Source organism: Nonomuraea sp. NPDC050202, assembly GCF_040656115.1.
In the GTDB taxonomy this organism is placed as follows: Bacteria; Actinomycetota; Actinomycetes; order Streptosporangiales; family Streptosporangiaceae; genus Nonomuraea.
Map to the genome: position 1 here is coordinate 193,908 of NZ_JBFALF010000014.1, position 12,739 is coordinate 206,646.

The following is a 12,739-nucleotide window of genomic DNA, read 5'->3' on the forward strand; positions in this document are numbered from 1 at the left end:
GGAGATCCTTGAGAAGGGCGCTTCGACCGGCAGGAACAACCCCTGCAAACAGATGGGCCTCCACCTCGTCCATGACCCCTCGGAGAGGGTTGTCACAGTCGAAGCGAGGCCCAGCATGTACCACAGTGCGTGTCCGAGGGGGGACTTGAACCCCCATGCCCATCACTGGGCACTAGCACCTCAAGCTAGCGCGTCTGCCTATTCCGCCACCCGGACTTGGTGCCTGCACGCGAGACCGTCATCCCGCGTCGGCTCAGTAAGGTTAGCAAACTCTGAGGAGTGCGTCATACCAAGAATCCGTACCCCGGCAGAGAGATGTCTCATCGCCTACGGATGGGGCGGTCCAGGGCTTTGGATGGGGGTCTCGTGGGGGCCGGTGCGGCGGGATGTGGGGGTTGGGGTTGGTTCGCGGGCGGGGGAGTTGGTGAATTCCTGGGACTCAGGTGAAAAGCCCTTGCGACAACCTTGAGTGCTGCTACGGTTACGGACCGTTGAGGGGTGAGTCCACGGACCGGCCTCACGACGTGAGGCCGGTTCTGGAGCTCGGGAGGGCATGTGACGCGCGTGGCGGTGCAGTGGCTGAGGGCGATGGCCCGTGCTGCGTGCCGCCCGCGCGTGACTGTCCAGGCTGTCCCGGCTCCGGGCCCGACCACCGAGCTGGGTGACCGGATGGCGCGGTTCGCGGCCGGTGCCCGGCGGGTCGTCGTGCGGGCAGTCGCGATTGGCGCCCTGGTGGCCGCCGGGTGGCTGCTTGCTCTCGTGTTCGGCATGCTCACCGCCGCTCCGGCGGCCGCGGACTCCACCGCGGCGACAGGGGCGGCCGAGAGCTCCGACGCGACCCCGGCGGCCGGCAGCGTGGCCGCGCAGCACGGGCTCACCGCTCCCGTTCGTGTCTCGGCGTCGGACAACGCCGAGGCCATGGCCGGGCGTACGGTCGACGGTCTCAACAGTCAGCGGGACCCTGGCCTGCCCGCACCTTCCTCCGCCGGGAAGATCTTGGACACCGATGGTCTGGTGCCCAACGGCGGCGGCAGTGGTCCCTTCGGCCCTGCGACCGGGGATGCCGTGAGGTCCGGTTTCGACCCACGGCTCCAGGCCGGCCGTGCCCCCGTGGCGCGCCTGCTTCCCCCCGTCGTCCGCACAGCGGCGGACGACCCCTCCTTCTCACCTGACTGATCCCCGCACCTGGACGCCGGCTCGAATCAGGCCGGCCGGGGCGACGACGGTCCGGAGCGCTCGCTGAAGGCGACGCCTCAGTAAGCCCGGAGTTCAGAGTCAAGGCGCCGACGGTCCTGGTTCCCGGCAGTCCGAAATTTCACGGTAGAGCGGCGGAGTGTGGCATGAATCCCTCCGCCCGCGGGTGAAACACGTCAGTTCCCGTTCCACCGGTTCGCGCATCCCGAGACCCGCTGTGCATGTGCTCGACGCGTGCCCTCGGGCTGCCCGCGAACCCGTTCAGGTAATCCCCCCAAGAACCACTAGGAGCATTCATCATGCGTACGTGGGCGAAGGCATCGAGCCCCGCGGCCCTGCTGGCCGTGGCCGTCATGTCGTTCGGAGCCGGCGGCACCGCGCTGGCCGACACCTCGGGCAACGGGTCCGTCGGCGGCGGCAACCAGGTCGACCTGCCGATCTCCGTGCCGATCGACATCAGCGGCAACTCCGCCGCCGCGATCGGCAAGTCGGAGGCCACCTCCCAGGGCGGCGCCGAGGTCGTCGACCAGAGCCGTCCCGGCATCCCCAACGACACCTCGGGCAACGGCTCCGTCGGCGGCGGCAACCAGGTGAACGCGCCGATCAGCGTCCCCGTCAACGCCTGTGGCAACGCCGTCTCCCTGATCGGCAAGTCCGACGCGGGCTGCAAGGGCGGGGCCACGGTCCGCACCCAGGGCAGGGGCGGCGCGGGCGGCAACCGGACCTCGGGCAACGGCAGCGTGCTCGGCGGCAACCAGATCACCGCGCCCATCTCGGCCCCGATCAACGCCTGCGGCAACGCGCTGGCGATCTTCGGTGACGCGACGGCCGGCTGCACCGGCGGCGCCACCGTCAACAACACCGGGCGGGGCGCGGGCGGCAACCGTACGTCGGGCAACGGCAGTGTGCTCGGCGGGAACCAGGTCGTCGCGCCTATCTCCGCGCCGATCAACATCTGCGGCAACTCGATCGCGGTGGTCGGGCGGGCCTTCTCCGGCTGCCGCGGCGGCTCGACCGTCACCAACAACGGCGGCCCGGGCCAGCGCTACCAGACCCGGCACATGGCCGCGGGCTCGACGGGCAACGACACCGACGGGCGGTTCGGGGCCGGCAGCGGCAACCAGGTGGTCGCCCCGATCAGCCTGCCGGTCGACGTCTGCGGCAACGCCGTGGGGAACGCCTCCGCCGGGTGCAAGGGCGGCTCGAAGGTCGAGCACTCGGGCTCCGGCGGCAACCGCACCTCGGGCGCGGGCGGCGTGCTGAGCGGCAACCAGGCGGTGGCCCCGGTCAGCGCCCCGATCGACGTGTGCGGCAACGCCGCGGCCGTGCTCGGCCACGCGTTCGCCGGGTGCAAGGGCGGCGCCACCGTGCAGAAGTCCGGCAGGAACGCGGGCGGCAACCGCACGTCGGGCGCCGGTGGCGTGCTGAGCGGCAACCAGGCGGTCGCGCCGATCGCGGCGCCGATCAACGTCTGCGGCAACGCGGCCGCGGTGCTCGGCCTGTCCGAGGCCCGCTGCAGGGGCGGGGCGGGCGTCTGGGCGCACCACGGCGTCGGCGGGGGCGGTAACCGTACCTCGGGCGCCGGCGGGGTGCTGAGCGGCAACCAGGCCGTCGCGCCGATCGCGGCGCCGATCAACGTCTGCGGCAACGCCGCGGCCGTCCTGGGTGACGCCGCCGCCGGCTGCCTCGGTGGCTCGAACGTCGGCAGGCCAGGGCACGGGCGTCCCGACGGGTTCGAGCGCTTCGCCCGCGCCAACAGCAAGGTCGCGGCGGCTAAGGGCGGCATGCTGCCCATCACGCCCTCCCTGCCGGTGCTGGGCGGCGCCCAGGAGGTCGGCGGCAAGGTGGCCGGGGTCACCCACCAGGTCCAGGGGCTCGGCAGCGCGACCGAGCTGACCAAGCAGGTCCCGGGCGTGAGCACCGTCACCAAGCAGGTGGAGGGCTACGGCAACGTGGCCGAGGTCACCAAGCAGGTCGAGGGTGTGGGGAACGTCACCGGACAGCTCCCCGTCGTCGAGGACGCCTCCAGGACGCTCGGCCTCCCGGCCCTGCCCGAGCTGCCCGGCCTGCCCCTGAGCCCCGAGAAGCCGAAGCGCACTGCGGTGTCCGCCCCGGTCGACGGCAAGGGCCGCGCCACCTCCTCGCGCTCGTCCTCCCCGCTGGCCCCGGCCACCGCGCTGGTCGCCTCCACCCCGGCCGGCGGCGCCGTGGCCTCGGCCACCCGCAGCCTGCCCGTTCCGGACGTCGGCCTGATGAGCGCCGAGCAGCCCGCGGGCGTGACCGGCATGAACGCGAGCTCGCTGCTCGCGCTGCTGGTCGGCTCGATGCTCGCCGCCTCGGCGACGATGTTCGCCACGGCTCGCCGGTTCCGGTTCGGCCGGAAGTAAGCAATTCAGCGCATACGTAACACGATGCGGCTACCGCTCACAGCCCGTGAGTAGTCCGCCATAGACGCTTTGCCCGTTCCGGGGGCGCGGCCCGGGGCGGGCAAAGCCATGTCCGGGTTCAAAGGGTGCTGCGTACTCGCATGATCTTCCTGCGCAGGCGTACGTGACGGCTGCCGTCGGGGTGCACGCGGACGCGCGCGAGCTCCCACTGCCCGTACTCTGCGTGTTCGGTGAGCAGTTGACGTGCTGCTTCGCGAGTGAGATCGCGTGGAATGAAGATATCCATGTAGGAGTAGTCGAGCACAACGATTAGTCTCCAGGGTGAGTCAGGGCGCCATGCCGCTCGATGGGCCTTATTCTGCGTGCTTGTGGGTGGACCCGGAAGCGAGTGGGTAGCCCGGGGGAAGGAAATTTCCGCGAGTCGGGTTACCTTTCAGTCTGTGCCGACTCCCGGCAGGGGGATTTGCAAGCGAACAGCGAGGTAGGAAGCAGCGTGCCAGCCAAGAACGGCAGCGCCGGCGGAACACGCCTGGTGATCGTCGAGTCGCCGGCCAAGGCGAAGACCATCGCCGGGTACCTCGGGCGCGGCTACATCGTCGAATCGAGCATCGGCCACATCCGCGACCTGCCGGAGAGGGCCGACGACATCCCCGAGAAGTTCAAGGGAGCCCCATGGGCCCGCCTCGGGGTGAACGTCGAGAGTGGGTTCGAGCCGCTGTACGTCGTCAACCACGACAAGCGCGCGCAGGTCGCCAAGCTGCGGCAGCTGCTCAAGGACGCCGACGAGCTCTATCTGGCCACTGACGAGGACCGCGAGGGCGAGGCCATCGCCTGGCACCTGCGCGAGGTGCTCAAGCCCAAGGTGCCCGTGCACCGCATGGTGTTCCACGAGATCACCCCGCAGGCGATCAGGGACGCCGTGGCCAACCCGCGTGACCTCAACCTCCGCCTGGTCGACGCCCAGGAGACGCGGCGCATCCTCGACCGGCTCTACGGCTACGAGGTCAGCCCCGTCCTGTGGAAGAAGGTCAAGCCGAAGCTGTCGGCCGGCCGGGTGCAGTCGGTGGCGACGCGGCTGGTGGTGGAGCGCGAGCGGGAGCGCATCGCGTTCACGGCCGCCCACTACTGGGACCTGCAGGCGCTGTTCGACACGAACAAGCCGGAGGAGCGCCCGCGCGACTTCACCGCCACGCTGACCGTGGTCGACGGCAAGCGGGTGGCGCAGGGGCGCGACTTCGCCAGCACGGGGCAGCTCAAGAGCGGCGCCGACGTGCTGCACCTGTCGGAGGCCGCCGCGGGCGAGCTGGCCGGGCGGTTGCAGGGGGTCTCGTTCGCGGTCAAGTCCGTGGAGCGCAAGCCGTACACGCGCAAGCCGTACGCGCCGTTCCGGACGACCACGCTGCAGCAGGAGGCCAGCCGGAAGCTGGGGTTCTCCGCCAAGTACACGATGCAGGTCGCGCAGCGGCTCTACGAGAACGGGTTCATCACCTACATGCGTACCGACAGCATCACGCTGTCGGAGACGGCGGTGGCGGCCGCGCGGTCGCAGGCCATCAAGCTGTACGGCGCCTCGTACGTGCCGGACAAGCCCCGCGTCTACGCCAGCAAGGTGAAGAGCGCGCAGGAGGCGCACGAGGCGATCAGGCCGTCGGGCGAGGAGTTCCGCACGCCGGGCGAGACCGGGCTGTCGGGCGACATGTTCCGGCTGTACGAGCTGATCTGGCAGCGCACCGTGTCCTCGCAGATGAAGGACGCGGTCGGCGAGTCGGTCACCGTGAAGGTGGGCGGCAGGTCGGCGGCCGGCGAGGACGTCGAGTTCAGCGCGTCCGGGCGGACGATCACCTTCTACGGGTTCCTGAAGGCGTACGTGGAGGGGGCCGACGATCCCGCCACCGACCGCGACGACTCCGAGAAGCGGCTGCCGAACCTGGCGGAGGGCGACGCGCTCAGCGTGACGCGGCTCGACGTGGCCGGTCACTCGACCAAGCCGCCCGCGCGTTACACCGAGGCGTCGCTGGTCAAGGAGCTGGAGGATCGGGAGATCGGGCGGCCTTCGACGTACGCCTCGATCATCGGCACCATCCTCGACCGCGGCTACGTGTTCAAGAAGGGCACGGCGCTGGTGCCGTCGTTCCTGGCGTTCGCCGTGGTCAACCTGCTGGAGCAGCATTTCGGGAACCTGGTCGACTACGACTTCACGGCCGAGATGGAGAAGGTGCTCGACGACATCGCCAACGACCGGGCGGAGCGGGTGCCCGAGCTGCAGCGCTTCTACTACGGGGCCGACGGCGACGAGGGCCTGAAGGAGATGGTCACCGACCTGGGTGACATCGACGCCAAGGAGATCAGCTCTTTCCCGGTCAAGGGCACGGACATCGTGCTGCGGGTCGGGCGGTACGGGCCGTACCTCGACAGGGACGGCGCGCGGGTCAACGTGCCCGAGGACATGACGCCCGACGAGCTGACGGCGGAGAAGGCCGAGGAGCTGTTCTCGCGGCCGACCGGCGACCGGCAGCTCGGGCACGACCCGGTGACCGGGCACATGATCGTGGCCAAGGACGGGCGGTACGGGCCGTACGTGACGGAGGTCCTGCCCGAGCCGGCGGCCGACGAGGAGGCTCCGAAGCGGCGTACGAAGAAGGCCGACGCGCCGAAGCCGCGGACGAGCTCGCTGTTCAAGTCCATGTCGCTGGACACGATCACGCTGGACGACGCGCTCAGGCTGCTGTCGATCCCGCGGGTGGTGGGCGAGCTGGAGGGCGAGGAGGTCGTCGCCCACAACGGGAAGTTCGGGCCGTACCTGAAGAAGGGCACCGACTCCCGGTCGCTGGCCACGGAGGACGATCTGCTGACGGTCACGATCGAGCAGGCCAAGGATCTGTTCGCGCAGCCCAAGCAGCGCGGGCGGGGCCGGGCCGCGGCCGCGGCGCCGCTGCGCGAGCTGGGCGACGACCCCAACTCCAAGAAGCCCGTCGTGGTCAAGGAGGGGCGGTTCGGGCCGTACGTGACCGACGGCGAGACGAACGCGTCGCTGCGCAAGGGCGACACGGTCGAGGACATCACGATCGAGCGGGCGGCGGAGCTGCTGGCCGAGCGGCGTGAGCGGGCGCCCGCGCCCAAGAAGGCCACCACGAAGAGCACCACGAAGAGCACCACGAGGAAGGCGCCCGCGAAGAAGGCTCCGGCGAAGAAGCCCGCGACGAAGTCGTAGGGTGCCCGTGTCGCAGGGTGCCCGCTTCGTAGGGGTGCCCGTGTCGCAGGGTGCCCGCTTCGTAGGGGTGCCCGTGTCGCAGGGTGCCCGCTTCGTAGGGGTGCCCGTGTCGCAGGGTGTCCGTGATCACGCCGTGAACTGGGACGCATGCGCTGTTTCCGGGTTTTCCGGAAGTAGCATCGAGGTGTGTTCGTCCTGATCTTCGTGGCGCTGGTGTTGCTGGCGCACTGGTACCTGTGGCATCGGCTGGTGCGTCGCACGACCCGCCCGGGGCGGCTGCGCAAGACGCTGACCTGGAGTCTGGTCGCGCTGCTCGCGGTGCTCGTGACGACGTTCGTGGGCACGAGGATGGGGCTGGAGAGCTGGGTGGCCTGGCCGGGTTACATCTGGCTGGCGGTGATGTTCTACCTGGTCGTCATCCTCGTGGTGCTGGAGGTGCCGAGGGCGGTGGCGGCGGCGTTCCTGCGCCGGGCCGAGCGGCGGGAACGGGCGGCCGAGCCGGAGCCCGAGCCGGAGCCGGTCGCCGTGCCGGTGGGTGCGGCGGCGCCCGCCGAGGCGGCGCCCCCGGCGGAGGCGCCGCTTCGGCCCGCGGAGAGCCCCGCCATGAGCAGGCGGCTCTTCCTCGGGCGGACCACCGCCGCCATCGCCGGGGTGAGCGCGCTGGGCACGGTCGGGTACGGCATGTCGAGCGCGCTGGGCGACCCGGTGATCGAGCCGGTCAGGGTCACGCTGCCGAAGCTGGACCCGCGGCTGAGCGGCCTGCGGTTCGCCGTGGTGAGCGACATTCACCTGGGGCCGCTCACGGGCATCGGGCACACCGAGCGGATCGTCCGGATGATCAACGGGCTCGAGGCCGACGTGGTGGCGATCGTGGGCGACCTGGTGGACGGGACGGTGGCCCAGCTCGGGGCGCTGGCGCGGCCGCTGCGGAACCTCGAGTCCCGCTACGGGGCCTATTTCGTGACCGGTAACCACGAGTACTTCACGGCCGAGGGCCCCGGCGAGTGGATCGAGGAGCTGAAGGAGCTCGGCGTACGCTCCCTGCGGAACGAGCGCGTGGAGATCGGCCATCAGGGCGCCGTGCTCGACCTGGCGGGCGTGAACGACGTCGGCGGCGCCGCCGGCGGCGACGGCCCGGACTTCGGCAAGGCGCTCGGCGGGCGCGACACCAGCCGCTCCACGGTGCTGCTCGCGCACCAGCCGATCCAGGTGGACCAGGCGGCCGAGCACGGCGTCGACCTGCAGCTCTCCGGGCACACGCACGGCGGGCAGATCGCGCCGTTCAACTTGGTGGTGGGGTTGCAGCAGCCGGTGGTGTCGGGGCTGGCCACGGTGGGCGGCACGCAGGTGTACGTGACCAGGGGCGCGGGCTTCTGGGGGCCTCCGGTGCGCGTCGGGGCGCCGCCCGAGATCACCATGCTGGAATTGCGTGCCTGACTTCTGGTAATCCGGTGGTCACGCGATGCCATGATGGCGTAGAGTATCCGCCCGGATACTTTGCGGAGGTGGTTCGTGGTCTCGTCGCCTGTGGAGCGGGTGCTGGGCCAGGAGGTCGCCCTCTGGGCCAGGCGCGGCGGGCTGCTGTTCAGGCAGGCCAGGCATGCCGCGAGCCTCAACCAGAAGGCGCTGGCCAGCGTGAGCGGCACGTCGCGCACGACGTTGTCGGCCTACGAGCACGGCAGGAAGTCGCCGACGCTGGAGACCGCGGGGCGCATCCTCGACGCGGCCGGGTTCAGGCTGGTGCTGGAGGCCAAGGTCGAGTGCGCGGCCCACACGTGCGCTGACGGGCGGGCGTTCCACGTGCCCAGCCGGTTGCGGCGGCTGCCGGTGGCGGCGGCGCTGGGCGCGCTGCGGCTCGGCGGGCGGGTCTACGACCTGTCCGACCGCGACGAGCGGCGGGCGGCCTACACCGCGTTGCTGTGCGGGGGCGGGCCCGGCGAGGTGCTCGGTCACGTCGACGGCGTGCTGCTCATCGACCTGTGGGACGAGCTGGTCCTTCCCGACGAGATCAGGGGCGCGTGGCAACCATTGGTGGAAGAGGCGCGGCAAGAGTCCGGAGTTATGAATTGATGATGTTTTTGGGGGCCTATTCGAGGTGTGTAACCTGCGCTTGGGGTCGTACACGTAATACCCTCGGCCGCGAGCGGCCGGGAATATCCGGCTCGTCTCTTGTCCACCCACTTCCGGTCAACACCTGGATACGCTGAAATCATGACTGCCCTTGGCCGAAGCCGCCCGGCCCATGTGCTGGCCAACGCGCCGTTCCGCCGGCTCTGGACGGCCATGTCGGTGTGCAGCCTGGGCGACTGGCTCAACCTGCTGGCGCTGACCGCGCTCGCGGGCAACCTCACGCAGGGTGACTACCGGGTGCAGTCGCTGGCCGTCGGCGGCGTGTTCGTGGCCAAGATGTTGCCGGCCGTGCTGCTGGGGCCGCTGGCGGGCGTGTTCGCCGACCGGTTCGACCGGCGGCTGACGATGTTCTGCGCCGACCTGGCCAGGTTCGCCGTGGTGCTGTCGATCCCGTTCGTCGACAGCTACCAGTGGCTCATCATCGCGACCGTCCTGGTCGAGTGCGTGAACCTGTTCTGGGTGCCGGCCAAGGAGGCCACGGTCCCCAACCTGGTGCCCAAGGCGCAGCTCGAGTCGGCCAACCAGCTCAACCTGCTCGTCACGTACGGCACCGCGCCCATCGCGGCCATGCTCTTCGCCGCGCTGTCGGTGGCGGGCGACCTGATCGCCGGCATCGTGCCGTTCCCGCTGGGCCGCGACGCGACGGGGCTGGCGCTGGTCGTCAACGCCTGCGCGTACCTCGTGTCGGCCTTCCTCATCTTCACCCTGCGCGGCATCCCCAAGCGCGACGGCGCGATCTCCACCCCCTCCGTGCTCAAGCAGGTCGTCGAGGGCTGGCGGTTCGTGGGCCGCGACCGCCTGGTGCGCGGCCTGGTCATCGGCATGCTCGGGGCGTTCGCCGCGGGCGGGGCCGTGGTCGGCGTGGCCAAGGTCTACGTGGCGGCGCTCGGCGGCGGCGACGCGGCCTACGGCGTGGTGTTCGGCGCGGTCTTCGTCGGCATGGCGCTGGGCATGTTCTTCGGGCTCAGGCTGCTGCGCGAGCTGTCGCGGCGGCGGCTGTTCGGGCTGTCGATCACCGTGGCGGGGCTGGTGCTGGTCGCCATCGCGCTGGTGCACAACCTGGTGATCGTGGTCATGCTGACCGTGGTGCTGGGGGCGTGCGCGGGCATCGCCTGGATCATCGGGTACACGCTGATCGGGCTGGAGGTCGAGGATGCGATCCGGGGCCGGACGTTCTCGTTCCTGCAGTCGACGGCGCGGGTGACGCTGCTGCTCGTGGTCTCCCTGGCCAACCCGCTGGCCGCGATCTTCGGGCTGCACGTGCTGGCGCTGGGCGAGTTCAGCTACCGTTTCGACGGCACCAACCTGGTGCTGGTGATCGGCGGGGCGCTCGCGGTGGGCGTCGGCGTGCTGGCGCTGCGGCACATGGACGACAGGAAGGGCATCTCGTTGGCGGCCGACCTGATCGCTGCGGTGCGTGGCGAGCGGTTCCCCGCCGAGGCGCCCGAGCACGTGCCCGGGCTGTTCGTGGCGTTCGAGGGCGGCGAGGGGTCGGGCAAGACCACCCAGTCGCGGCTGATCGCCATCTGGCTGCGCGACCAGGGTTTCGACGTGGTGCAGACCCGCGAGCCCGGCTCGACGAAGATTGGCATGCGGTTGCGCGCGATCCTGCTCGACGCGGCGGAGCGGGGGCTGTCGGCGCGTTCGGAGGCCCTGCTGTACGCCGCCGACCGGGCCGAGCACGTGGAGAAGGTGATCAGGCCGGCGCTCTACCGGGGCTCGCTGGTGATCACCGACCGGTACGTCGACTCGTCGCTGGCCTACCAGGGCGCCGGGCGGGCCCTCGACCCCAAGGACGTGTCCAAGATCAACGCCTGGGCGACGGGCGGGCTCGTGCCGCACCTGACCGTGCTCATCGACACGCCGCCCGAGGTGGGGCTGACCCGGCTGGGCGGGGCGGCCGACCGGATCGAGTCCGAGCCGCTGGAGTTCCACGAGCGGGTGCGCAAGGAGTTCCGCGCGCTGGCGGCGTCCGCCCCCGAGCGGTACCTCGTGGTGGACGGCACGCAGCCGCAGGACGTGATCACCCGGCAGATCCAGGACCGGATCAGGGAGATCCTGCCCGACCCGGTGCCCCGGGAGTCAGAGGACATCACGGGGACGATGCCCGCCATCCGCGACTAGCCTTGTGCCGTGACGGTTTTCGATGACCTCGTTGGGCAGGACCAGGCGGTAGCCGTGCTGTCGCGGGCCGCGGCGGCGGCCGGCGAGGTCGTCGCGGGCGGGCGCGGCGCCGGCATGACGCACGCCTGGTTGTTCACCGGCCCGCCGGGCTCGGGCAGGGAGGCCGCCGCCCGGGCCTTCGCCGCCGCGCTGATGTGCCCCGACGGGGGCTGCGGCCACTGCGACCAGTGCCACCAGGTGCTCATCGGCTCCCATCCCGACCTGGAGTCCGTACGCCCCGAGGGCCTGTCCTACAGCGTCAAGCAGACCCGCGAGCTGATCCTGCGCGCGGCCGGGGCGCCGACGCAGGGGCGGTGGCGGGTCATCCTGTTCGAAGACGCCGACCGGGCCACGGAGTCCGCCGCGAACGCCCTGCTCAAGGCCATCGAGGAGCCTCCGCCGCGTACGGTGTGGCTGCTGTGCGCGCCCGCGCCCGACGACCTGATGATCACCATCAGGTCGCGCTGCCGCCTGGTCACCCTCACCACCCCCGCCACCGAGGCCGTCGCCCACGTGCTGGCCACCCGCGACAGCGTGCCGTGGGAGACCGCCAGGTTCGCGGCGCGGGCCGCGCAGGGGCACATCAGCCGGGCGCGCGCGCTGGCGCTGGACGAGGGGACCAGGGCGCGGCGGGAGGCGGTGCTGAGCATCCCGCGCTCGCTGACCGGCGTCGGCGAATGCGTGTCCGCCGCCGAGCGGCTGGTGAAGACCGCCGAGGAGGAGGCCGCCGCCGCCACCGCCGTGCTCAACGACAGCGAGACCTCGGAGCTGCGCAAGCTGTACGGCGAAGGGTCCAGCGGCAAGGGGCTCAACCGGGGGCTGGTGCGCGGCGGGGCCGGGGCGCTGAAGGAGCTGGAGGACCGGCAGAAGTCGCGGGCCACGCGGATCAAGCGCGACTCGCTGGACGCCGCGCTGCTGGAGCTCGTGTCGTTCTACCGCGATGTGCTGGCCATGCAGTTCGGGGCGGCCGGGGTCGAGCTGGCCAACGACGATCTGCGCTTCGATCTGGACCAGCTCGCCAAGTCGTCCACACCCGAGGAGACGCTGCGGCGGATCGATGCGATCATGCAGTGCCGGGAACGGCTGGCGGCGAACGTCAATCCGCAGATGGCCGTCGAGGCGATGATGCTGTCGCTGCGATCCTGACCGCGGCGCCCGGTCTGGTGGAGGTCGCTGGTGCGGATGTACGGCGGGGTCGCCCTGCCCTCGGGTTGAGGGCCCGTGACCACCGCTTCGGCGGTGCGCGGACGCCGGGGGCCTGCGCCTCCTGACGGTTGTCCACAGACTGTGGACAACCGTGTCCGGCCGGGTGCGAGCGAGCGGAAGATAATCGGGTGACCCGAGCAGCAGATGAGGCCGCGAGGCGTCTCTGTCATGTGGAAGTCGAACTACTCACCCAGCAAGAAGACCTCGCGCGGCAACGGGTCGACGTGGCGTCGATCTTCGCCGAGCACCACGTCGGCCTGGTGCGGCTGGCCCTGTTCATGGTCGGTGACCAGGCCACCGCGGAGGACGTCGTGCAGGAGGCGTTCGAGCGCACGCACGCCGGCCGGGCCAGGCTGCGCGATGCCGACAAGGCCCTGACCTACGTGCGCCGCGGTGCCGGAGGTGGTTGACGTGCTGAAGCGGCAACCAGGCGTGGCCCAGGTCACGA

The 12,739-nt window shown here is 71.0% G+C and carries 9 protein-coding genes and 1 tRNA gene; 8 read left to right on the plus strand and 2 right to left on the minus strand.

From position 1 onward, the window contains the following. Nucleotides 1-130 precede the first annotated feature (130 nt). Nucleotides 131-216, minus strand: a tRNA-Leu gene (locus AB0I79_RS32325). Between the two features lie 399 nt (nt 217-615). Here AB0I79_RS32325 and AB0I79_RS32330 point away from each other — a divergent pair. Then, nucleotides 616-1,176, plus strand: coding sequence for a hypothetical protein (locus AB0I79_RS32330; RefSeq protein ID WP_357880973.1), 561 nt, complete (start codon nt 616-618; stop codon nt 1,174-1,176). 317 nt (nt 1,177-1,493) lie between these two features. Then, nucleotides 1,494-3,581: a chaplin family protein gene (locus AB0I79_RS32335; protein WP_357880976.1), complete on the plus strand. Its 2,088-nt coding sequence runs from the start codon at nt 1,494-1,496 to the stop codon at nt 3,579-3,581. A 118-nt stretch (nt 3,582-3,699) separates the two neighbouring features. On the opposite strand, the gene AB0I79_RS32340 is transcribed toward AB0I79_RS32335, so the two are convergent. Further along, a complete protein-coding gene (locus tag AB0I79_RS32340) occupies nt 3,700-3,885 on the minus strand; it encodes a DUF5703 family protein (RefSeq protein WP_080044299.1) in 186 nt (61 codons plus the stop codon). A gap of 189 nt (nt 3,886-4,074) precedes the next feature. On the opposite strand from AB0I79_RS32340, the gene topA reads away from it, so the two are divergent. From topA to AB0I79_RS32370, 6 genes are all read left to right on the plus strand, one after another. Then, entirely contained in the window at nt 4,075-6,792 is a 2,718-nt protein-coding gene (gene topA, locus AB0I79_RS32345) for a type I DNA topoisomerase (protein WP_357880979.1), read from the plus strand. Nucleotides 6,793-6,978: 186 nt separating this feature from the next. Next, on the plus strand, nt 6,979-8,229 hold the full coding sequence (locus AB0I79_RS32350; protein WP_357880981.1) for a metallophosphoesterase: 1,251 nt from the start codon (nt 6,979-6,981) through the stop codon (nt 8,227-8,229). 75 nt (nt 8,230-8,304) lie between these two features. Beyond that, the gene (locus AB0I79_RS32355) at nt 8,305-8,862 is read left to right on the plus strand and encodes a helix-turn-helix transcriptional regulator (protein ID WP_357880984.1); all 558 of its coding nucleotides are present in this window, start codon (nt 8,305-8,307) and stop codon (nt 8,860-8,862) included. Nucleotides 8,863-9,003: 141 nt separating this feature from the next. Beyond that, the gene (gene tmk, locus AB0I79_RS32360) at nt 9,004-11,046 is read left to right on the plus strand and encodes a dTMP kinase (protein ID WP_357880987.1); all 2,043 of its coding nucleotides are present in this window, start codon (nt 9,004-9,006) and stop codon (nt 11,044-11,046) included. A gap of 9 nt (nt 11,047-11,055) precedes the next feature. Then, the gene (locus tag AB0I79_RS32365) at nt 11,056-12,231 is read left to right on the plus strand and encodes a DNA polymerase III subunit delta' (RefSeq protein ID WP_357880991.1); all 1,176 of its coding nucleotides are present in this window, start codon (nt 11,056-11,058) and stop codon (nt 12,229-12,231) included. A gap of 230 nt (nt 12,232-12,461) precedes the next feature. Continuing rightward, nucleotides 12,462-12,701 (plus strand): sigma factor, encoded by a 240-nt coding sequence (locus AB0I79_RS32370; RefSeq protein WP_357880994.1) that lies wholly within the window; start codon nt 12,462-12,464, stop codon nt 12,699-12,701. The last annotated feature ends 38 nt before the right edge of the window (nt 12,702-12,739 follow it).

Bases quoted from the DNA above. Each gene is read 5' to 3' on its own strand.
- tmk (WP_357880987.1), top strand. From the start codon at position 9,004: ATGACTGCCCTTGGCCGAAGCCGCCCGGCCCATGTGCTGGCCAACGCG.
- AB0I79_RS32335 (WP_357880976.1), top strand. From the start codon at position 1,494: ATGCGTACGTGGGCGAAGGCATCGAGCCCCGCGGCCCTGCTGGCCGTG.